This window comes from Pseudomonas sp. NFX15, from assembly GCF_049132105.1.
In the GTDB taxonomy this organism is placed as follows: domain Bacteria; phylum Pseudomonadota; class Gammaproteobacteria; order Pseudomonadales; family Pseudomonadaceae; genus Aquipseudomonas.
In genome coordinates this window covers 113,308-133,344 of record NZ_JAFMPV010000006.1, presented here as the reverse complement: position 1 = coordinate 133,344, position 20,037 = coordinate 113,308, and the positions used below count along the sequence as shown (strand labels likewise).

The window sequence follows — 20,037 nt, the reverse complement described above, 5'->3', positions numbered from 1 at the left end:
GCTCCTACAGGGGAGTTGGCTGGACACAAAACTCGCGGCCAACCGAGAAACTTGTGGCTACACGACCGTTGTATCAGCGGGCAGCCCAGGCGTTGAAGCGCTGTTCGAGCTCTTCGCCGTGGTCGACCCAAAACTCGGCATCCACTGCACGGGCGCCGGCCAGGTTGGCTTCGGCGGTGGGCAATTGCTCCTGCACATCCTTGGGCAGCAGCGGCAAGGTCTGGCGATGCACCGGCCCGTAGGGGATGGTTTCCGAGAAGATTTTTTGCGTCTGCGGCTGGCTGGCAAAAGCGATGAAGTTTTCCGCCAGCGCCTTGTTCGGCGTGCCTTTGACCACGGCCCAGTATTCCGGGTCGTACAGGCTCTGCGGCCAGACGATGCTGAGCTTCATGCCCTCCTTTTGCGCCGAGGCGATCCGGCCGTTGTAGGCCGCGCTCATCACCACGTCGCCGGCCACCAGCCATTGCGCCGGTTGGGCGCCCGCCTCCCACCACTGGATGTTCGGCTTGATCTGGTCAAGCTTGGCGAAGGCCCGTGTCACGCCTTGCGGGGTGTTCAGGACCTTGTAGATGTCATCCGCCTTCACACCGTCAGCCAGTAAGGCGATTTCCAGGGTGTACTTGGCGCTCTTGCGCAAACCGCGCTTGCCCGGGAAGTCGGCCACGTTCCAGAAATCCGCCCACGATTGCGGCGCCTTGGCCTGCTTGCTCTGGTCGTAAGCCATGACCATCGACCAGACGTAGGTGGCCACTCCGCACTCGGTCAACGCACCGGGCACGAAGTTCGCCGCATCACCGAAGCGCCCGGCGTCGAGCTTCTCGAACAAGCCTTCCTCGCAGCCACGCAACAACTCGGGGCTTTCAACCTCCACCACGTCCCAACTGGTGTGACCGGCCGAAACCATAGCCTTGATCTTCGACAGTTCACCGTTGTATTCACCGGCAATAATGTTGCCCGCGCCGCTGGCGCTGAAGGGCTGGAAGTAGGCTTTATCCTGCGCCTGTTTAGTCGCACCACCGAACGAAATCACGGTGAGGTCCTGGGGGGTCGCCCACACGCTGGCACTCAACAGGGCCATGGCAAACGGAACGCTGCAACGCAAGGATCTGGACATGGATCGCTTCCTGGGGCCTGTTCGGCCCGTTGTTGTTAGGGGTGTTCGGATTCGCTGAGGTAAGCCGCCAGCCGATCCATCAGGCGGTCACAGGCAGCCATCTGTTCGACGCTGACAAATTCATCGGGCTTGTGCCCCTGGTCCATGCTGCCGGGACCGCAGACCACCGACGCAATGCCGGCCTGATCGAACAGCCCACCCTCGGTGCCAAAGGCCACGGTGCTGAAGTCATCGCTGCCGCACAGATGGGCAATCAGTTGCGCCGCGGCACTGTCGGCCGGTGTGGCCAACCCCGGATAAGCGGAGATTTTTTCAAAGCGGATGCGGGTATCGGCGTCCACCGCCTGCATGGCTGGCAGCAACGTCTGCTCGGCGTATTCCTGCAACTCATCGACCACCACCTGCGGGGCAAAGTCCGGCAAGGCGCGGATCTCGAAATCGAAACGGCAATCCGCCGGAACGATGTTCAGTGCCGTGCCACCCGAAATCACCCCGACCTGCACGGTCGAGAACGCCGGATCGAAGCGTGGGTCGTGCAGATTGGGCCGGGCCAGGGTCGCACCGATATCACCCAGTCGATTGATCAGCCGAGCCGCCTGTTCAATGGCATTCACCCCATAAGGCGCGTACGCCGAATGGCACGGCGCCCCGTGGACGTGGCAACGCATCGCCAACTTGCCCTTGTGGCCAAGCACGGGCTTGAGTTCGGTCGGCTCGCCGATCAAACACAAGGCCGGGGCCGGAATGCGTTGCGGCAGCACTTCCAGCAAACCGCGTACGCCGAGGCAACCGACCTCCTCGTCATAGGAAAACGCCAGATGCACCGGACGCTTCAAAGGGCTGGCAAGAAACATCGGCACCGCTGCCAGCACCGACGCCAGATAGCCTTTCATGTCCGCCGCGCCACGCCCAAAGAGCTTGCCGTTCGACTCGCTCAAACTGAACGGCTCGACCGTCCAGGCCTGGCCGTCCACCGGCACCACGTCCGTGTGCCCGGACAGCACGATGCCACCGGCCACGCTCGGGCCGACCGTGGCCAACAAGTTGGCCTTGGTCCGCTCGGCGTTGTAGATCAATTCGCACGCCACGCCGAGGCCGTGCAGGTAATCGCGCACGAACTCGATCAGCTCAAGGTTCGAATCACGGCTGACCGTGGCGAACCCGATCAACTGCGCGAGCAAGGCGCGACTGCGCAACTCACTCATCGCCCGGCACTCCGTACGCGGGGGCCAGGGTCGGATTGAGGGCGCGGGTCAGGTAGTCCTGCAGTTGCGGCTCGTAGGCCAGCCACAGTTTGCCCAACTCGCCAATCGGGTTTTCATCGGCCCAATCCACCCGCAGGTCGACGATCGGCCAGGTCAGGTCACCGACCACCGACAGCGCCGCCGAATGCACCGTGCCGGCTTCGCCACCGGCATCCTGCCCGGCCTGCAAGGCGTTCATCAGTCGGGTGGCGAGGCAGCCTTCGGCGTTTTCGAACGCCACGACCATCGCCTCGATCACCGCGCTGTTGGCCAGCAGGTTGCCGGCCGCCACGCATTGGTCACCGGCCACCGCGTTGTGGGTGCCCAGCGCATGGTTGCCGCTGAACACCGCCGTGCGCCCATGCGCATCGACCACCGCCACCTGGCGGTATTGGCTGTAGCCGTTACGGGTCAGCGAATGGTCCAGCGCCTGGGGCGGCGCCGAGCCGTTAGCCAGTTCATCGAGGATCTGCGGGCCAAGGGCCGGCAGCGTGATGTTCTGGCTCGACACCGCGCCCACCCCGGCACGCAGCCAAGGGCAGCGCGCACCGACGGCGATGCTCGACGAGCTGATGGCAATGCCCAACTGGCCGGTCTCGGCGCAGCGACCCACGATGGAAAAAGTCATGGCGAATTCCTTATTCAGGGATGACAGCGATCACATCAATTTCCATCAGCCACTGCGGCTGGCCGAGGGCACTGACCACAAGCCCGGTGGAAATCGGGAACACGCCCTTGAGCCACTTGCCGACTTCCTGGTACACCGGCTCGCGGTAGCGCGGGTCGATCAGGTAGGTGGTGGTCTTGACGATGTGGCTCAGGTCACTGCCCGCTTCTTCCAGCAGTTGCTTGACGTTGCGCATGGCCTGTTCGGCCTGGGCACGCGGATCACCGAGGCCGACCAGTTGACCGTTGAAATCGGTGCCGACCTGACCGCGCACGTACACGGTGTTGCCGGCGCGCACGGCCTGGCACAAATCGTTGTCCAGCGTCTGGTTCGGGTAGGTGTCTTTGGTGTTGAACATGCGGATGCGGGTATGAGTAGGCATTAACGAACTCCCATGAGGCTGGCTTTCTGAACAGGTGCACGGGCGGCGTCGGCTTCACGCTGGGTCGCATCCCGATAGTTGAAATAGGTGTGTTGCTTAACGATGTGATCGGCGATGTGCTTGGCGTCGTGCCAAACGCCCCAGATGAACGCGGAGCCGCGACGGGACTGCCAAGGCAAGCCGACGAAGTACACGCCCGGCTCGGCCGATACGCCGCGCTGGTGCTGCGGCTTGCCGTTGTCCTTGAAGGCATCGACCTTCAGCCAGCTGTAGTCGGTGGAATAACCGGTGGCCCAGATGATCGTAGTGACGCCGGCCTCGAGCAGGTCCAGCTCCAGGATCGGCTTCGTCACGCAATCCGGATCGGCCAGCATGGCGCGGGCCTCTGGCTCCAGCGGCAGGTCGAGGCCGTTGCGTTCGATATAGGCGTCGGCCTTGTCGAGCAGCGCGAGGTAGTTTTCATCGCCACGACGAATGTTGTCGGCAAGGTTGTTTTCAAAACTCACCCGCGCGCCGTTGAAGGCCTGGGTCAGGCCGACCAGGGTCATGCCCTGGTGAGCGAGGCGGCGGAAGTCCACGGTGTGACCGCCACGGGCACCGCTCACGGCGATGGTCACGTGTTCCTTGCCCGGTTGCATGGCTTCGGCATCCCACTCGCCGAGCACCCCCAGCCACCAGCAGAAATCGCGATGGCGATAGGCACGCGGCGGACGGTCATGGGCACCGACCGACAGATAAACCTGCTTGCCGGAGCGTTGCAGTTCATCGGCGATCTGCACGCCCGAAGAACCGGCACCGACCACCAGCACAGCGCCTTCGGCCAGTTGCTGCGGGTTGTAGTACTGCGCGGAGTGAATCTGGGTGATGCCGGCGATTTCGGGAGCAATCGGCGGGATGGCCGGACGCTGGAACGGGCCGGTGGCGACCACCACGTGCCGGGCTTCGATCACGCCCTCCGAGGTTTCCACGGTAAAGCCCGGGCGGTCGGCGTTGCGTTCTACTTTCTTGACGTCAACGCCGGTGCGGATCGGCGCATTGAATTTGCGGGCGTAGGCTTCGAAGTACTGGGCCACTTGCTCTTTGCCGGCGAAGGCATCCGGGTCCAGGCCATCGAATTCCAGGCCCGGGAAGCGGTCGTGCCATGCAGGCCCGTTGGCCACCAGCGAATCCCAGCGACCGGTGCGCCAGGCTTCGGCAATACGGTTGCGCTCCAGCACCAGGTGCGGCACACCGAGTTTGCTCAGGTGTTCACTCATGGCCACGCCGGCCTGGCCGGCGCCAACAACAAGCGTATCAATTTCGGTTTTATCAACTGTCATGGCTGTGCACTTCTGAAAGGTGGTTTGATTCAGGTCGGTCATGGCTGCCGCCTCGATGCTGATCACTGTTGTTCTTGTGCTGCGGCTATCGGTGTCAGGGTGTTGGCCGCATTCTGTTCGGAGCCGGGGATTAGCGAAATTATGTTTTTTGTGGTTGCTGGCGAGGAAAAAGCGTCGAGGCGACCGGCTGGCTGTACGAGGTTGCGGCAGGCCTGATCCCGGCCTATGGTCCTAGCGATGCAATGCCTGTGACCGACGCTCCATAGCGCGGCGCCGGTTGCTGTCCACCCCGTGCAAATTTGCGCAAGGAAGTGACGACATGCCTAGCTATTCACGCCCTGCCGTGCTCGAACTGATCGGCAATACACCCTTGGTGCGCGTCAGCCGTTTCGATACCGGCCCGTGCACACTGTTTCTCAAACTCGAATCACAGAACCCCGGCGGTTCGATCAAGGATCGCATCGGTTTGGCGATGATCGACGCCGCTGAGCGCGATGGCCGCCTCAAACCCGGCGGCACCATCGTCGAAGCCACAGCCGGCAATACCGGCCTGGGCCTGGCACTGGTGGGCCGGGCCAAGGGCTACCGCGTGGTGCTGGTGGTGCCGGATAAAATGTCCACCGAGAAGGTCTTGCACCTCAAGGCCATGGGCGCCGAGGTGCACATCACCCGGTCCGATGTCGGCAAGGGCCACCCCGAGTATTACCAGGACGTCGCCGCGCGGCTGGCGCAGGACATTCCGGATGCGTTCTTCGCCGACCAGTTCAATAACCCGGCCAACCCGCTGGCCCACGAATGCAGCACCGCGCCGGAGATCTGGGCGCAAACCCAGCATGACCTGGACGCGATCGTCGTCGGGGTCGGTTCGGCCGGCACCCTGACCGGGCTGACGCGATTCTTCCAACGGGTCCAACCGGATCTGGAAATGGTCCTGGCCGACCCGGTCGGCTCGGTGATGGCCGAATACAGCCGCAGCGGCACCCTGCCCACCCCCGGCTCCTGGGCCGTGGAAGGCATCGGCGAAGACTTCATTCCGTCGATTGCCGATCTGTCCAGCGTGCGCCACGCCTATTCGATCAGCGATGAAGAAAGCTTCGATCACGCCCGCCAGTTGCTGCGCGTCGAAGGCATTCTCGGTGGTTCTTCGACCGGCACCCTGCTGGCCGCCGCGCTGCGTTACTGCCGCGAACAGACCGAACCGAAACGGGTGGTCAGCTTCGTCTGCGACACCGGTACGCGTTACCTGTCGAAGGTCTACAACGATCAGTGGATGAACGATCAGGGTCTGCTGCAACGCAAGCATTACGGCGATTTGCGCGACCTGATCGCCCGGCGTTTCGAAGATGGCCGGGTGATCAGCGTCGGCCCCGACGACACGCTGCTCACCGCGTTCCAGCGCATGCGCCTGGCGGATGTCTCGCAATTGCCGGTGCTGGTGAAGGGCCAGCAACTGGTGGGCGTGATCGACGAATCCGACATCCTGCTGGGCGTGCACGAAGACGCTGCGCATTTTCGTAAAACCGTGTCCAGCTACATGACCGACAAACTGCAAACCCTGCCCCCCGCTGCCACGCTGGCGGAACTCGAAGCCGAACTGGGCCGGGGCCTGGTGGCGATCATCCAGGACGCCTCGGGTTTCCACGGCCTGATAACCCGAACCGACATGCTCAACCATTTGCGGAGATCCCTGCCATGAGTCCACACGACAAAAACGCCCCGCCACAGGGCTTCGCCACCCGGGTGATCCATGCCGGGCAAGTGCCGGACCCGACCACCGGGGCGCTGATGCCGCCGATCTACGCCAACTCCACTTACCTGCAACAGAGCCCCGGCGTGCACAAGGGCTTCGACTACGGCCGCTCGCACAACCCGACGCGGTTTGCCCTGGAACGCTGCGTGGCGGACCTGGAGGGCGGCACCCAGGCGTTCGCGTTTGCCTCGGGGCTGGCGACCATTTCCACGGTGCTGGAGCTGCTCGACGCCGGCTCGCACATCGTCTCCGGCAACGACCTATACGGCGGCACCTTCCGCTTGTTCGACAAGGTGCGCCAACGCAGCGCCGGGCACCGTTTCAGCTTCGTCGACCTGACCGACCTCGCCGCCTTCGAAGCCGCGTTGCAGGACGACACGCGCATGGTCATGGTCGAGACGCCGAGCAATCCGCTGCTGCGCCTCACCGACCTGGCCGCCATCGCCCGCACCTGCCGCGCCCGCGGCATCATCTGCGTGGCCGACAACACCTTCGCCAGCCCCTGGACCCAACGCCCGCTGGAGCTGGGTTTCGACATCGTGCTGCACTCGACCACCAAGTACCTCAATGGCCACTCCGACGTGATCGGCGGCATCGCCGTGGTTGGACAGAACGCCAAACTGGCCGAGCGCCTGGGCTTTTTGCAAAACGCCGTCGGCGCCATCGCCGGGCCGTTCGACGCCTTCCTCACCCTGCGCGGGGTGAAGACCCTGGCCCTGCGCATGGAGCGCCATTGCAGCAACGCGCTGGAACTGGCGCAGTGGCTGGAGCGTCAGCCACAGGTGTCGCGGGTCTACTACCCCGGCTTGCCGTCGCACCCGCAACACGAACTGGCCAAACGGCAAATGCGCGGTTTCGGCGGGATGATCTCCCTCGACCTCAACAGCGATCTGGCGGGCGCCAAGCGCTTCCTGGAGAACGTGCAGATCTTCGCATTGGCGGAAAGCCTCGGCGGCGTGGAAAGCCTGATCGAACACCCGGCGATCATGACCCACGCCACGATCCCACCGGCCACCCGCGCAGAACTGGGGATTGGTGATGGGTTGGTGCGGTTGTCGGTGGGGGTCGAGGATGTCGAGGATTTGCGCGCCGACGTGGCCCAGGCATTGGCGCGGATGTAAATCACCTGAATTGTGGGACACCGCAAAAACCTGTGGGAGCGGGCTTGCTCGCGAAGACGGCGGCACATCCAACCTCGATGTGACTGATATACCGCTTTCGCGAGCAAGCCCGCTCCCACAGGTCTTTTTTTGGGCTTAAGTCTTGTTGCAAGGCTGGTCAAGCAAACAGGAGTCCCTATAATCGCGGCGTTTTCGTCTACCCTCACGAAGCGTCGTGCAGCCATCAGTGTGTGCGGGGCGCATCGACATTTTTCCGCTATTGAACCGGAGAACTTCCATGCTCAAACGTACCCTGGCCCTGGCCGTCGGCCTGACCTTGTCCCTCTCCACTCTGCTGGCACAAGCCGCCGAGACCCTCAGGGTCAGCGCCATTCCCGATGAAGCCCCGACCGAACTGCTGCGCAAGTTCAAGCCGCTGGGCGAGTACCTGGAAAAGCAGCTGGGGATGAAGGTCGAATTCGTACCCGTGGCCGATTACCCGGCCGTGGTCGAGGCGCTGGCCACTGACCGTCTGGACATGGCCTGGCTGGGCGGCTTCACTTTTGTTCAGGCACGCCTGAAAACCGAAAACACCACGCCAGCCATTCCACTGGTGCAGCGTGAGCAGGATGCGCAGTTCACCAGCAAATTCATCACCGCCGACCCGGCCGTCAAGTCGCTGGCCGACCTCAAGGGCAAATCGTTTGCCTTCGGCTCGGTGTCTTCCACGTCCGGCAGCTTGATGCCGCGCTACTTCATGATCAAAGACGGCATCAAGCCGGAAACCTATTTCAGCCGCGTCGGCTACTCCGGCGCCCACGACGCCACCGTCGCCTGGGTGCAGGCCGGCAAAGTGGATGCCGGTGTGCTCAACGCCAGCGTCTGGGAAAAACTGGTCGCGGCCGGCAAGGTCGACACCAACAAAGTCAAGGTCTTCGCCACCACCCCGGCCTACTACGACTACAACTGGACCGTGCGTGGCACCCTCGACCCGGCGCTCGCGGCGAAAATCAAGGCAGCCTTCCTCGCGCTCGACCCGGCAAAACCCGAAGACAAGGCCATTCTGGACCTGCAAGCCGCCAGCCGTTTCATCGAGACCTCGCCTGAGAACTACAAGGGCATCGAGGAAGCCGCGCGCGCTGCCGACCTGCTGAAATGACCTTGAAACTGAACCAGGTCAGCCTGACTCACGACAATGGCGTGCGAGCACTGCATGAACTCGACTTGCACATCGGTGCCGGTGAGCAGGTGGCGATTATCGGCCCGTCCGGTGCGGGCAAGTCGAGCCTGCTCAACGTGCTGGCCACCGCCCTGCGCCCGAACCACGGCGCGGTCGAGGTGCTCGGCGAGCACGCCTGGCAACTGAGCCCGCGGCGGCGCCAGCGGTTGCGGGCGCGGATCGGCCTGGTGCATCAGGCACCGCCGCTGCCACCGCGCCAGCGGGTGGTCACGGCGGTGCTGGCCGGCAAGCTTGGGCAATGGGGTTTTGCCAAAAGCCTGCTGAGCCTGTTGCATCCGGTGGATGTCGCGGGCGCCCGGGCGGCCCTGTCGAAACTGGACCTGGGTGACAAACTGTTCGCCCAGTGCCAGCAATTGTCCGGTGGCCAGCTTCAGCGCGTGGGCATTGCCCGCGTTTTGTACCAGGCACCCGACGTGCTGCTGGCCGATGAACCGGTGTCGGCGATGGACCCGGTGCTGGCCGGGCACACGTTATCGATCCTTTGCCGCCATGCCCGTGAACACCAGGTGACGCTGGTGGCCAGCCTGCACGCGGTGGATCTGGCGCTGAGTCACTTCTCCCGCATCATCGGTTTGCGCGAAGGGCAGATTCTCTTCGATCTGCCCTCTTCCGATGTCGACCATGAATTGCTCGACAAGCTCTACGCCAACGAGCAATTGCAATCGCCGCCCGCGCCGGTGGCGCCCTTGAGCCTGCAGATTCCCCGATGCTGACCCGCGATACACGAGACCCGGCCGCCCTGCCACGCCTGTTGCTCAGCCTGTTGGCGCTGGCCTTGCTGTGGCCCGGCATCCATTACAGCGAGCTGGACCTGGGCGTGCTGCTCAAGGCTGACAGCCAGAGTGAAATGGGCCGCTTTGTGTCAGCGTTCTGGCCACCGGCCCATGGCGAAGAGTTCTTGCAACTGCTGTGGCAAGCCACCTTGCAAACACTGGCCATCGCCACCGCTGGCATGGCCCTGGCCTTGCTGTTGGCGGTGCCTGCCGGGCTGCTCGCCAGTCGCGCCTTGTCATTGTCGGCCGCCTCGCGCAGCGGTCGGCCGAGTGCCTTGGGCCGGTTGCTGCGCTGGCCGGTACGCGGGTTGTTGATCTTCCTGCGCAGCGTGCCGGAAATCGTCTGGGCCTTGCTGTTCGTGCGCGCCGTCGGTCTTGGGCCCACGGCCGGGGTGCTGGCGATTGCCATCACCTACAGCGGCATGCTCGGCAAGGTCTACGCGGAGATTTTCGAGTCGGTTGACCAGCGTCCGGCCCACGCGCTGATGCAGGCCGGCAGCGGTCGATTGTCGGCGTTCTGCTACGGCATCCTGCCCAATGTGGCGGCGGAGTTGCTGTCGTACACGGTCTATCGCTGGGAATGCGCGATTCGCGCGTCCGTGGTGATGGGTTTTGTTGGCGCTGGCGGCCTGGGCCAGCAGATCGATTTGTCGCTGCGCATGTTCGCCGGCGGTGAAGTGGCGAGCATGTTGCTGACCTTCTTCGTGTTGGTGCTGTTCGCCGACCAGATCAGCCGCCTGCTGCGCTGGAGGTTCGCATGAATCGCCTGATCAACCTGCTGCTGATCCTGCTCATCGGCGCGGCGGTCGTTGCTTCGTTCAGCTATCTGGCCATCGACCTCGGAGTGTTGGGCGCCAGCAGTAACCTCAAGCAAATGGGCGCCTACGTGCTGCGGCTTCTCAGCCCTGACCTGAGCGCCGGGCATCTGCAAGCCATCGTCCATGGCGCCGTGGAAACCCTGGCGATGTCCGCCCTGGGCACCGTGCTCGCCGCGGTGTTTGGCCTGCTGTTGGCATTGCCTGCGGCCGGGCGTTTCGGCTGGCCGTTGCAGAGCGTTTCGCGGCTGCTGCTCAATGCCCTGCGCGCCATTCCCGAACTGGTGTGGGCCGCGCTGATGGTGTTCGCCGCCGGCCTCGGCCCGAACGCCGGGACCCTGGCATTGGCCATGCACACTACGGGCGTGCTGGGCCGTTTGTTCGCCGAAGCACTGGAAAACACCCCGCCGCAACCGGCCGAAGCGATCCGCTTGCAAGGCGGCAATGTGGTGTGGGCCTTCTGCTACGGCACCCTGCCCAATCTGTTTCCGCAGTTGCTGGCGTACATCCTGTACCGCTGGGAAAACAACATCCGCATGGCCAGCGTGCTGGGGTTTGTCGGCGCTGGGGGTTTGGGGCAGATGCTGTATGTCAGCCTTAGCCTGTTTCAGGAGGCTCAGGCGAGTACGGTGATTTTGGCGATGTTGTTGTTGGTGTTTGCGGTTGATGGGTTGAGTAGTTGGAGTCGGCAGCGTTGGGTCAAGGCGTGATGGGGGTTGGACTCACACGCGTACTGTTCTACCGAAAAAACCATGGCCGACTTTTTCAATAGAATCGGCCGAAGATCCTTTCGGTCTCACCCCACACCCGTACCCATGCCATGTCCGATGGCCGATCAGGTACCTATAGATCAGGAAGCAAAAGCCAAAAAAATGAATCCAAGCGTGGCACGTTGCATGGAATGCAGGTTACAAGACCTGAGGAAGCTAGGGCGTGCAGCCCTAGCCAATATCAGATGTCACTTTTTCTTTTTCGCTGGCTTTGCGGCATTCTCTGACTTCTTAGCCTTTTCTAGCTTGCTATCCGCTTTTTTGGCAGATTTCTTGGGTTCGGCATCTTTCTTCTTGTCTTTCTTGTCTGATGACTTTGAAAGAGCCGAGGCCGAAGCTGATTTCTTTGTCGATGACGACTTTTTGTCTTTCACTTCGTTGCTGGCTTTCGAAGCGCCACCTTTGCTTTTCTTATCGTCTTTAGCCACGTTGACCACCTCTCGGAGCATGCCGGAATTGGCACATTGCCTGTGGGATTCCCCACACGCTAATCATTAGGCGAACGCGTCCCAAAGGGGTTCCAATTATTTAGATGCACTGAAGTACTCAGCGCGGAAACAACAGGGTCACGGCAAAACGAAAACCCCAACCTTGTGGGCCGTCGTCAGGGCTGTCGACCCAGTAACGTGGCCCCGCTTGCACCGTCAGTGGCTGGCCACCGATTTTCAGCAGTTGCGTAACGGTCAGGTTGACCGGTACCGACCATTCGCGTGATTGCCAGTTGTAGGTCGATTCAGTGTTCACACCCCACGTGGTCAGGGTGCTGGTCGTGTAGGAGAGGAAGGGCTGCAGGAAGGTCTGGTTGACCTTTTCCTTGTCGTCCGGTGGGCTGCCATCCAAGCCCCAGATGTGGTTGGCCAGGATGCCGTGAGTCCAGCCATTTTCCTGTTTCAGGGCGACCGCTGTCGGGCCGATGCCCCATTGCTCGTTGCCGAGCAATTCATCACTGCCTGTAGGAATCAATATCGCCGGGCCGACCCCAAGTATCCAGCCACTGTCGGTGGGTTGTTTGGGTGAGAAGAAAAAGCTCTGTGTGATATCACCGACCCCGGACTTGTCCGCCGCGCCGTTTGGCGCAAGGCCATGCTGGTCGATGACTGGCAGGATAGTGCGGGAAATCAGGTTCCAGTCATCGTTAAGGGTAAACGGCAGCACGGGCTGGATATTGGTGACGCTGTGCATGCCGTCACCGGTTGGCCCCATTTTCTGATCCCAGTTGTACTGCACCGGCAGGCTGTACATCGCCGCGACCGGGTTCAGCGCCTTCTTTGCCAGCTCTGCCGAGTCCTCGGCTTGAGCGCCTGGCACGAACCAAAGCGTGACCAATAGCGTCGCTCCCGCGCTCCAGTAATGCGTGTCAGTCCCCATATCTCTTCTTCCTTGGGTTCAGTGATCAATGAGTGACAGGTTTAGGCTCAGGCAATTTGTACTCATTGTTCTGCACGGACTTATCCGGCATGTAGACCCGGAACGCCAGCGTCCAGTTGTCAGTCGGTGCGATCAGCAGGTTTTTAGCATCCTTGCCGCAGGTTTGTGGATTGCCAAAGTGCAAGGTGAACGTCTTGGCATCCTTGTCGGGCACGATCTCATGGTTCGAAAGGCTGGAGCCTTCCTCGGTGTGAAGGTACAGATCGTCGCCGTACATCGTCATGGAATAGAAGCCTAATTGCGGATTGGTCATGCCCGGTATCGGGTAAGTCGCGGCATAGCAGATGTCTTTCTTGACCTTGTACGACTTGAAGGAATACCAGGCGTGTTGGTCGGGCAATAGTCCGGTAGCCACGGCAGCCCCCACATTGATGTCATCTTGAGAGATAGTGCCGCGAGCGCCCATGGTTTTGCTTACCCCACGGGTATCGGCCGTCTTCACGTAGTGCGCTTTGATTTGCTTGAGCTGCTCCTGATTCCAGTCAATAGCCTTGAAGGCTTTCGGTGTGTAACCGGACGGAAAGCTAACCTTGTACTCATCTTGGATGGCATTGGCCTTGGCAACATCTGCGGGGTCATTCGGATTCACTTGAGTACGGATATTGACCACCACGAAGTTGGTGACGGTCTTGGGATCGATAACGTATTCACCGCCACCGTAATAGACGTTGTCGGTGACATGATCATGCTGCATGAGGTGAACCGAGGTGTAACGTCCGTCGCCTTTGGGTACATGGATGGTGGCACCGTGCGACGCGTCAATAATGGCGAATGAATACAAAGTATCGCGATTCATCAATACGGCTGGCTGCTTATCGAGCTCCATCGGTTTACGGTGATTGTAAAATTTGTTGGTCGCTCCGAGCTTCACTTCATTTTGCATGGACTCATCCAGCACCGCGAAAGCGAAGTTTTCTGGGGTTACAGCAACGTTCTTTTCGTTAACAAGCGTCGACTCAAGTTTTCGGGCCGCGTCCAGGCTGAGCAGGGGCGTTTTTTCGTCGGCCTGCGCAACATGAACACTCGTTGCCAGTAAGCTCAACAGGAAAGCAGTGGGTGCCAGTACATTCATCGAACATCGCTCCTTGCAAAAATTCAGATACAACATTGATCAAGCAGCGCCATTGGCTGATCAACGTCGCCCCCCCATGAAACAGAAAAAGTCCCATTGCTCGGGACAGCAATTGGAAAGCGTAGGCAACTGTTACCAATACGCAATTTTTGGTTGGCCTTTTGACATTCGATAGACGGCTTTGGGGCGATTTCGGCTGGTGACGACAGGCAGCGATTGGCCGATTCTGTTGAAAAAGTCGGCCATGGTTTTTTCGGCAGAAAAGTACGCGCGTGTGATTGAAATTTTTACTTTGAGCAGAGGAGTCGGGGCCCAGATTTCGCGTAGCGACGTGCATAAAAGGCGTTTCCAGCGGTCAGCAGGGGACCCGTCTGGAGAAACCGACTTTTTCAACAGAATCGACCCAAAGCCGCCGTTCGAATCGGTTGCCCGCCCCATGAAAAAACCTGCAGCACGCGGTCACTCATAGGGGATTGGTCTGTATGTGAAGCTGCGCCGCTGTCATTCAGCGGGCAGCTTCGCAGAGGGCTACTTGACTTTTTCCAGATCTCCCGGCTTCCAACTGCCGTCTATGGCCGGCTTGGCTGGCGCATAGAGCCGCAGGATACTGAAAAAGCCCCGGCCCGGCGCCGTAGCCAGCCAGTTTTTTTCATGCCCTACTGGCGCTTTGGGGCCGATGTACAAATCGGTACTGCCGTCCGGGTTCTGCACTGGTTTGTCCAGTTTACCCAGGGATGGGAAAGGTTGGCCGTTGGCCAGGCCCGAAGCATTCTCCGCTTCATAGAGCGTCACTGACCAGAACAGCTCAGCGGGAATATTCGCCGGCAAGTTCACTTTGTAACTCTGGTCTCCATTGAGCTGGTCGCCGTCTGCATCCTCAAAGGCCATCATGTAGAACGCGCCCTTGCCGGGGGTCATTGAGACCATGCCTGGGCTGATGGAGTAGTAGTCAGTGAAAAACCAGGTGCGCACGTCCAGGTGGCGGTAGTCACCCTGTTTGGCCTGGAAGGTGAGGTCCAGAGGTGCGTTGGGCCAGCGCGAGGTGAGGTTATTGACCGGGTTCAACCATTTTCGATCCTTGTACACATGGAAATCAGCCTTGCCCACGCCTGGCTGGAAGCCGATAGCACGGCTGGTCTTATAACCAGCTTTGGCAGCGGCATCGAGCAACTCGCGGGTGCGTGCTTCAGGTGCAAACGGCTGGTTGGCGACGATTCCGATACCGGCCAGCATGCCCAGCCAGTCGGGACTGGCCAAATTCAATCCCTCGTCGTCAACGATCTGCTTGAGTTGTTCGAAAGCGCTGAAGTCGCTGTGCGGGAGCATGTTCAGATCACGACCCGAGCCATCCGGAAATTGCATCGGTTTGGCGCTCTCCTTCTGGCCCAGCGGATAAATCCGTGATTGCTTGAGTAACGCTACGGCGGGGCTGGTATCGGCCGGGTCGGTGTAGAAAGAACGCAGGAAAATAAACACGTTATTGGTAGTGGATCGGTAAACGTAATACCCTTTCGGTACTTCTTTTTTGTAGCCCGGAGGCAGGATCAGAAATTTGCCGCCGGCGCCTTTGTCCGGCCCTGGCAGACCGACATCGCCCGCATAATCGAGACCGTCCACCGGCATCGGCCGTTGCCAGAAGTCCAACAGGATGCCCTGCAATTTGGCCGGAGCCTCGAACACCAAAGGGCCTGTCTTGGCGAGGTTTTCGAATACCATGCCGTAGATCAAATCGGAATTGGGAGTAGTGATCTTGGTCTTGGCATCCAGACGTTTTGCCCAGATCGGCATAACGTTATAGCCGGTGCCAAAGGCCTGAGCCGCACCATCGCGCATGCCGGCGGTGTTCAGCAGCGGCATGGCCCAGAGATAGGTCTGCATGGCGCGCTGGAAAGTGAGTTCGTCCATCAGGGTTTGGGTGGTCGCTGCGGTAGGACGACTATTTTCCGTCGGCAGGTTTACCAGGTCCTGATAATGGTCGGTTTGGGCAAACGACATCGTCGAACTCGCTGCCAAGGCCACGACGGTGGCGAGAGCAGAAAGTGATTTCATTGCATACATCCGTGTTTACTCCTCGAAAGACAGGCGGCGTCACTCAAATTTGCTTAACGAAACCGCGACAGTTGATGGCTGAGTAAAGTCCACAGCCACGAGGGGTGCAAACGCACAAGCGGATTCGCTGTATCGAAGTCTCTGCTTGTGGGTCAGACGTATTCAGTTTGTGGCGAAGAGTCATCCGCTGATAGAAGTCCTTATAAGCGCTCTGTAAATGACTCAATTCAGGCTCTTTATTCAGCGCTGGCTTGCCCGCCTTCCTTGTAATATCACGCTCAGCATCTAGACTCCCGAGCACATAAATGAGGAGCACGGATGCTGAAAGAAAGCCTCTATAGATGGCCTTGCAGCAATCCGACGCTTCGATTGAAAACGCTTCCATGCAAGGACACCAAAGATGAGTCACGCGTTAAAGAAACTTTCAGTCGCCATGGCGCTGACCGCCTCGACGTTGGCCATCGCGCTATGCTTCACGCCAATGGTGAGTGCGGAGGAACAGGCGCCTTCTTCTGCGCTGCTCAAACAGCTCAACAATGGCAACTGGCTCGATCCGAAGGAGGCCGAATCCCTGCGTGACGAGCTGTACTACCAGCGCGCAATTCACGCTTACATGACCATGCTGCCGGCACTCAATGTCATTGGCTTGCGTGATGGATCGGAGAAAGCGTTCGGAAGCGGCTACAACGTGCTGCCGATCTGGAAGCAGCGTATGGATTCACGCGCCATGGTGCCGACGCCTAATGCTGACGTGATCTATTCCATGAGTTATCTGGATCTGAAGAAAACCGGGCCGCTAGTGGTCAAGGCGCCACCTAACGTTATTGGCATGTTCAGGACTTCTTCCAGCGAACGCTCACCGATGTCGGTGCCGTGGGGCCAGACCGCGCGCGAGGCGGCCTGTATCTGATATTGCCACCGGACTACACCGGGCCTGTGCCAGCCAGCTATTTTGCCGTCAAATCGCGCACCTATAACGTGTTTCTGTTCTTCCGCACCGTCATGGCCAAGGGCGAGGGCAAGCCTGATCCGGCGCCGGCGGTCAAGTCTGCGGAGACTACCCGTGTCTATCCTTTGTGGGCGACGGAGAAAGACGTCAAACCCATGGAGTTTCCGGACGCTAGCGGCAAGGCCTTGAACATGATGTATCCGACGGACAACGAGTATTGGACCAAGTTGAAGGCGTTTGTCGACTACGAACCGGTAGAAGCGATTGACCCGGAACTGCGCGGGGTGCTGGCGTCTATCGGTATCATCAAGGGCGAGCCGTTCAAACCCACCGAGCAGCAGCAGGCCCTTCTGAAGAAGGCGGTCGAGATGGCGCCTCGAATGATCCTCGCTAACCGCCAGTTGGGGCGCGAGGACAAACGTAATCTCTACTATGCGGATCGCCAGTACGAGAACACCTGGGCGGGTGGCACGGCGGAGTGGATGCAAGACAGTTACCTGGACGTGAACCAGCGCGCCAACTTCTTCCAGTTCGCCTATTCATCGGCACCAGCAATGGTGATGCACACCACGGGTGCAGGTTCCAAGTATCCGTTTACCGCGCGCGACAAAGACGGGAAATACCTCGAAGGTGGCGGCACCTACAAACTGCGTCTGCCGCCGAACGCTCCGGCAGCGTTGTTCTGGGCTGTTACGGCCTACAACATCACCGACGGCACCATGCCGCAAACCAAGCAACTGATGCCCTCCACCAACGGTTATTACGACATTCCCAAGCAGTCGGACGGCTCCATCGAAATCTGGTTCGGGCCGGACAAACCTGCTGATGTCGCGGACTCCGCGTTCATCCAGACCATCCCCGGTCGCAATTTCCTGGTTGCCTTACGCCTCTATGGCGCGGAGGACGCGTTTTATGACCAAACCTGGAAGCCGGATGACGTGGTCAAGGTGAAGTAACTAGATGAAGTCAGCCTTAACTGTGCTGGTGGGAAAAGGTCCCGCCAGCGCATGGTTTCCCTTCATGTCGATGTCCGCTTTTGGCCGTTCCCTGCCGGTCATGGCTACAAAACCTGCTGGTTAGATCCGACGTAATCGGTGGTCAAATGCAGTGCAATTTCTCGCCTGACGACCGATCCATTACTGCCCACGCCAAAAACCCTTCCTGCACTTGTACACAGGAAGGGTTTTTTGTTTGCGGTGGATCAGTCTTTGGCCTGGCTCAGCTTGGTGTACAGCTCGGTCGGGACTTTCTTGCCGTTGGTGGTGAATTGATTGGTGCGGTACTTGTACACCTCCCCTTCGGACAGGAAGCCGTCGCCATTGGTGTCGATCGCCTTGAATTCCTCGGCGCCGTTCGGGGCGACTGCCAGCAGTTCCTTGAGCGAGACACGGCCGTCATGGTCGGCGTCGGTGGCGGCGAAGGATGCATCGCCGCATTTGCCTTCACCGCATTTGCCTTCGGCCTGGGTCTTTTGCGCGCTGGCTTCAGCACCGCACTTGCCTTCGCCACACTTGCCTTCGCTGGTCTTTTCAGCGGTAGCCAATTGATAGCCTTGAGGCAGGGCTTCGGCGGAAAACGCCGACGACGCGAAGTTGATACCGCCGACCAGGGCAACAGCGAGCAGGCCAATGCGGGTTTTGTTCGAGTGGATACGGGACATGGTAATACTCCGGATATTTTGCGTGGCGTGACCACTCTGGGTCGTGCCACAAGGGTTAATACACTGGGTTGCGAGTGGCTGTGGGCTTCTCGCTTTGGCAGGTCTATTTGGCCCCAGCGGTGTATCCCGGGTGTATCCGTGAAGTGTGGGTTTTGTAGGGTTGTATGCGGATCGGGTGGGTTGATACAGGGCGATACATGAAGGCCGCTGTTGTGTGGATTTTGTGGCGAGGGGGCTTGCCCCCGTTGGACTGCGCAGCTGGCCCTGGTTCTTTGGGGCCGCTTTGCGACCCAACGGGGGCGAGCCCCCTCGCCACAGAAAGCTCCCTCGCCACAAGGGGTTCGGTGTCAGGCAGATACCTGAGCCTCAAGAGCGCGTGTTTAAAAGGGTTGTGGGTTATTTCCTGAAAGCTACGACACCTTGCGTCGTTGCCTACGGTTACGCCAGAATCTGCCGGCTTGTGCGCCTAGGGGCCAGGTTCTATCGTTCGCCTGTCGCTGCCAAATCAGCGACCGGGACTGGAAACCCCGAATTGAAAATGGCGCAAGTGTGCACTCCGTTATGGCGGCTGTGCGCGGGAGACCTTTGGGTCTACCGGGTTGCCGTTTCCCCGGGTTTCCAGCCTGCGTACAGCTGCCACCTCTTCGCCTGGAAACGAACGTGGCAGCTTCAATCATGAAGCGGAGATAGCCATGTTCAAGGTCACACCCAACCCGCCGGACACCGATCCGACCTCCCCGTACGAACCCGATTCAAACAAGCTCAATGAAGCCGCCGAGCGGGCGCTCGCCTTTCACTTCCCCTCGCCCGCGGACATCAAGGCCGCGCCTCATTCACCCAGCACGCTGTTCACCGTAGACCCACAGGCCACGACCGAAACCTTGATGGTTTACCTGGTCGAGACGTTGGCTTCGGTGGATGTGATGGTGCATCAGTTGGTGGATCATCTGGACGGTGGGTCACGAAATGCCCTGCTGGGGATTTCCAACAGCGTGATGTTGGCGGAGATCACCGCGAACCGGGTGCTGGATCAAATCGATCCGCCTGAATAAACACCAACACCTGTGCCTGACGGCTCTTGTGGTGAGGGGGCTTGCCCCCGTTGGACTGCGCAGCTGGCCCTGGTTCTTTGGGGCCGCTTTGCGACCCAACGGGGGCAAGCCCCCTCGCCACAACAAGCTCACTCACCAAAAATGAGTCGGTGTCAGGAAATATCCAGCAAAGCCTTAAGCCTCAAGTATTCGCCATTGATGGACGACGTAGTCCTTACCACTCAAGGAGCGTCAGATATGGATTGCAAGCATGTGGCAACGGGTTTCGGTTTGATCTTCGCACTCAATGGTGTGTGCCTGGCGACGGGTTCCATTGCGTTTGAGGGCCGTATTGTCGAGCCGGGCTGTCAGTCGGGTATGGGGTCGGATGCAAGGTTGGCGTTGTACGCCTGCCCTGCGCACAGTCGCGGGATGGGTGTTGAGGTGAAGGCCGTTATGGCGACGACAGGTGGCCGTGCTGTCAACGTAAAGTTGCTCGCGGACAGTGATCGGGAGGGCCGGTATTTCGACCGGCAGTTTGTATTGGTCGATGAGGCGGGTGTGCCGATTCGTGCTGGCCATTATCGGGTGACTCTGAGCATGCCTTGATGGGACAGTGATCCAGGTTTGATGTTGGCTGGGCTTTCGCCTTCGCGAGCTGGCTCGCTCCCACC

General features: G+C 60.2%; 21 protein-coding genes. 10 read left to right on the top strand and 11 right to left on the bottom strand.

Annotated elements, in window-relative coordinates; translation table 11 throughout:
* Nucleotides 1-73 precede the first annotated feature (73 nt).
* From J1D76_RS09075 to J1D76_RS09055, 5 genes are all read right to left on the bottom strand, one after another.
* Complete coding sequence (locus J1D76_RS09075) at nt 74-1,078, bottom strand: ABC transporter substrate-binding protein (protein ID WP_421138098.1); 1,005 nt, start codon at nt 1,076-1,078, stop codon at nt 74-76.
* Nucleotides 1,079-1,149: 71 nt separating this feature from the next.
* On the bottom strand, nt 1,150-2,319 hold the full coding sequence (gene argE / locus J1D76_RS09070) for an acetylornithine deacetylase (RefSeq protein ID WP_421137972.1): 1,170 nt from the start codon (nt 2,317-2,319) through the stop codon (nt 1,150-1,152).
* Nucleotides 2,312-2,986 (bottom strand): DUF1028 domain-containing protein, encoded by a 675-nt coding sequence (locus J1D76_RS09065; RefSeq protein WP_421137971.1) that lies wholly within the window; start codon nt 2,984-2,986, stop codon nt 2,312-2,314. Before J1D76_RS09065 ends, argE begins: the two co-directional genes overlap by 8 nt.
* Before the next feature lie 10 nt (nt 2,987-2,996).
* Nucleotides 2,997-3,407: a RidA family protein gene (locus tag J1D76_RS09060; RefSeq protein WP_003201555.1), complete on the bottom strand. Its 411-nt coding sequence runs from the start codon at nt 3,405-3,407 to the stop codon at nt 2,997-2,999.
* Nucleotides 3,407-4,768 carry a flavin-containing monooxygenase gene (locus tag J1D76_RS09055; RefSeq protein ID WP_421137970.1) on the bottom strand — a complete coding sequence of 454 codons (1,362 nt, stop codon included), beginning with the start codon at nt 4,766-4,768 and terminating at the stop codon, nt 3,407-3,409. Before J1D76_RS09055 ends, J1D76_RS09060 begins: the two co-directional genes overlap by 1 nt.
* Nucleotides 4,769-5,045: 277 nt before the next feature.
* Between J1D76_RS09055 and J1D76_RS09050 the strand changes: the two genes are divergently transcribed.
* The 6 genes from J1D76_RS09050 to phnE all read left to right on the top strand — a co-directional run bounded on the left by J1D76_RS09050 (nt 5,046) and on the right by phnE (nt 11,114).
* Nucleotides 5,046-6,422: a pyridoxal-phosphate dependent enzyme gene (locus tag J1D76_RS09050; protein ID WP_421137969.1), complete on the top strand. Its 1,377-nt coding sequence runs from the start codon at nt 5,046-5,048 to the stop codon at nt 6,420-6,422.
* Nucleotides 6,419-7,597: a trans-sulfuration enzyme family protein gene (locus tag J1D76_RS09045; protein ID WP_421137968.1), complete on the top strand. Its 1,179-nt coding sequence runs from the start codon at nt 6,419-6,421 to the stop codon at nt 7,595-7,597. The genes J1D76_RS09050 and J1D76_RS09045 overlap by 4 nt, the downstream gene beginning before the upstream one ends.
* 277 nt (nt 7,598-7,874) lie before the next feature.
* Nucleotides 7,875-8,735, top strand: coding sequence for a putative selenate ABC transporter substrate-binding protein (locus J1D76_RS09040; protein ID WP_421137967.1), 861 nt, complete (start codon nt 7,875-7,877; stop codon nt 8,733-8,735).
* On the top strand, nt 8,732-9,529 hold the full coding sequence (locus J1D76_RS09035) for a phosphonate ABC transporter ATP-binding protein (protein WP_421137966.1): 798 nt from the start codon (nt 8,732-8,734) through the stop codon (nt 9,527-9,529). The genes J1D76_RS09040 and J1D76_RS09035 overlap by 4 nt, the downstream gene beginning before the upstream one ends.
* The gene (locus J1D76_RS09030; protein ID WP_421137965.1) at nt 9,523-10,350 is read left to right on the top strand and encodes a PhnE/PtxC family ABC transporter permease; all 828 of its coding nucleotides are present in this window, start codon (nt 9,523-9,525) and stop codon (nt 10,348-10,350) included. Before J1D76_RS09035 ends, J1D76_RS09030 begins: the two co-directional genes overlap by 7 nt.
* Nucleotides 10,347-11,114 carry a phosphonate ABC transporter, permease protein PhnE gene (gene phnE / locus J1D76_RS09025; protein ID WP_421137964.1) on the top strand — a complete coding sequence of 256 codons (768 nt, stop codon included), beginning with the start codon at nt 10,347-10,349 and terminating at the stop codon, nt 11,112-11,114. Before J1D76_RS09030 ends, phnE begins: the two co-directional genes overlap by 4 nt.
* Before the next feature lie 248 nt (nt 11,115-11,362).
* Here the strand turns inward: phnE and J1D76_RS09020 are convergent, their stop codons facing one another.
* The 5 genes from J1D76_RS09020 to J1D76_RS09000 form a co-directional block, all read right to left on the bottom strand.
* Nucleotides 11,363-11,611 (bottom strand): hypothetical protein, encoded by a 249-nt coding sequence (locus J1D76_RS09020; RefSeq protein WP_421138097.1) that lies wholly within the window; start codon nt 11,609-11,611, stop codon nt 11,363-11,365.
* Between the two features lie 109 nt (nt 11,612-11,720).
* Nucleotides 11,721-12,542 (bottom strand): transporter, encoded by an 822-nt coding sequence (locus J1D76_RS09015; RefSeq protein WP_421137963.1) that lies wholly within the window; start codon nt 12,540-12,542, stop codon nt 11,721-11,723.
* A gap of 25 nt (nt 12,543-12,567) precedes the next feature.
* Nucleotides 12,568-13,674 carry a DUF1254 domain-containing protein gene (locus J1D76_RS09010; RefSeq protein ID WP_421137962.1) on the bottom strand — a complete coding sequence of 369 codons (1,107 nt, stop codon included), beginning with the start codon at nt 13,672-13,674 and terminating at the stop codon, nt 12,568-12,570.
* A gap of 132 nt (nt 13,675-13,806) precedes the next feature.
* Entirely contained in the window at nt 13,807-14,112 is a 306-nt protein-coding gene (locus tag J1D76_RS09005; RefSeq protein ID WP_421137961.1) for a hypothetical protein, read from the bottom strand.
* Nucleotides 14,113-14,202: 90 nt separating this feature from the next.
* A complete protein-coding gene (locus tag J1D76_RS09000; RefSeq protein WP_421137960.1) occupies nt 14,203-15,732 on the bottom strand; it encodes a DUF1254 domain-containing protein in 1,530 nt (509 codons plus the stop codon).
* A 391-nt stretch (nt 15,733-16,123) separates the two neighbouring features.
* Here J1D76_RS09000 and J1D76_RS08995 point away from each other — a divergent pair, with 391 nt between their 5' ends.
* Together J1D76_RS08995 and J1D76_RS08990 are read left to right on the top strand one after the other, a co-directional pair.
* A complete protein-coding gene (locus J1D76_RS08995; RefSeq protein WP_421137959.1) occupies nt 16,124-16,633 on the top strand; it encodes a DUF1254 domain-containing protein in 510 nt (169 codons plus the stop codon).
* A complete protein-coding gene (locus J1D76_RS08990; RefSeq protein ID WP_421137958.1) occupies nt 16,597-17,628 on the top strand; it encodes a DUF1214 domain-containing protein in 1,032 nt (343 codons plus the stop codon). Before J1D76_RS08995 ends, J1D76_RS08990 begins: the two co-directional genes overlap by 37 nt.
* A 245-nt stretch (nt 17,629-17,873) precedes the next feature.
* Here the strand turns inward: J1D76_RS08990 and J1D76_RS08985 are convergent, their stop codons facing one another.
* A complete protein-coding gene (locus J1D76_RS08985; protein ID WP_421137957.1) occupies nt 17,874-18,332 on the bottom strand; it encodes a hypothetical protein in 459 nt (152 codons plus the stop codon).
* Nucleotides 18,333-19,024: 692 nt separating this feature from the next.
* On the opposite strand from J1D76_RS08985, the gene J1D76_RS08980 reads away from it, so the two are divergent.
* Together J1D76_RS08980 and J1D76_RS08975 are read left to right on the top strand one after the other, a co-directional pair.
* Complete coding sequence (locus tag J1D76_RS08980) at nt 19,025-19,384, top strand: DUF6124 family protein (protein ID WP_421137956.1); 360 nt, start codon at nt 19,025-19,027, stop codon at nt 19,382-19,384.
* Nucleotides 19,385-19,621: 237 nt separating this feature from the next.
* Complete coding sequence (locus tag J1D76_RS08975; protein WP_421137955.1) at nt 19,622-19,972, top strand: type 1 fimbrial protein; 351 nt, start codon at nt 19,622-19,624, stop codon at nt 19,970-19,972.
* Nucleotides 19,973-20,037: the final 65 nt, after the last annotated feature.

Excerpts from the sequence above, each read along its gene's own strand:
- J1D76_RS09035 (WP_421137966.1), top strand. The coding sequence starts at position 8,732 with ATGACCTTGAAACTGAACCAGGTCAGCCTGACTCACGACAATGGCGTG.
- J1D76_RS09040 (WP_421137967.1), top strand. The coding sequence starts at position 7,875 with ATGCTCAAACGTACCCTGGCCCTGGCCGTCGGCCTGACCTTGTCCCTC.
- J1D76_RS08985 (WP_421137957.1), bottom strand. The coding sequence starts at position 18,332 with ATGTCCCGTATCCACTCGAACAAAACCCGCATTGGCCTGCTCGCTGTT.
- J1D76_RS08980 (WP_421137956.1), top strand. The coding sequence starts at position 19,025 with ATGTTCAAGGTCACACCCAACCCGCCGGACACCGATCCGACCTCCCCG.
- J1D76_RS09015 (WP_421137963.1), bottom strand. The coding sequence starts at position 12,542 with ATGGGGACTGACACGCATTACTGGAGCGCGGGAGCGACGCTATTGGTC.
- J1D76_RS09050 (WP_421137969.1), top strand. The coding sequence starts at position 5,046 with ATGCCTAGCTATTCACGCCCTGCCGTGCTCGAACTGATCGGCAATACA.
- J1D76_RS09010 (WP_421137962.1), bottom strand. The coding sequence starts at position 13,674 with ATGAATGTACTGGCACCCACTGCTTTCCTGTTGAGCTTACTGGCAACG.
- J1D76_RS09060 (WP_003201555.1), bottom strand. The coding sequence starts at position 3,407 with ATGCCTACTCATACCCGCATCCGCATGTTCAACACCAAAGACACCTAC.
- J1D76_RS09005 (WP_421137961.1), bottom strand. The coding sequence starts at position 14,112 with ATGGGGCGGGCAACCGATTCGAACGGCGGCTTTGGGTCGATTCTGTTG.
- J1D76_RS08975 (WP_421137955.1), top strand. The coding sequence starts at position 19,622 with ATGGATTGCAAGCATGTGGCAACGGGTTTCGGTTTGATCTTCGCACTC.
- J1D76_RS08995 (WP_421137959.1), top strand. The coding sequence starts at position 16,124 with ATGAGTCACGCGTTAAAGAAACTTTCAGTCGCCATGGCGCTGACCGCC.
- J1D76_RS09075 (WP_421138098.1), bottom strand. The coding sequence starts at position 1,078 with ATGGCCCTGTTGAGTGCCAGCGTGTGGGCGACCCCCCAGGACCTCACC.
- J1D76_RS09055 (WP_421137970.1), bottom strand. The coding sequence starts at position 4,768 with ATGACCGACCTGAATCAAACCACCTTTCAGAAGTGCACAGCCATGACA.
- J1D76_RS09000 (WP_421137960.1), bottom strand. The coding sequence starts at position 15,732 with ATGTATGCAATGAAATCACTTTCTGCTCTCGCCACCGTCGTGGCCTTG.
- J1D76_RS09030 (WP_421137965.1), top strand. The coding sequence starts at position 9,523 with ATGCTGACCCGCGATACACGAGACCCGGCCGCCCTGCCACGCCTGTTG.
- J1D76_RS09065 (WP_421137971.1), bottom strand. The coding sequence starts at position 2,986 with ATGACTTTTTCCATCGTGGGTCGCTGCGCCGAGACCGGCCAGTTGGGC.
- phnE (WP_421137964.1), top strand. The coding sequence starts at position 10,347 with ATGAATCGCCTGATCAACCTGCTGCTGATCCTGCTCATCGGCGCGGCG.
- J1D76_RS09045 (WP_421137968.1), top strand. The coding sequence starts at position 6,419 with ATGAGTCCACACGACAAAAACGCCCCGCCACAGGGCTTCGCCACCCGG.
- argE (WP_421137972.1), bottom strand. The coding sequence starts at position 2,319 with ATGAGTGAGTTGCGCAGTCGCGCCTTGCTCGCGCAGTTGATCGGGTTC.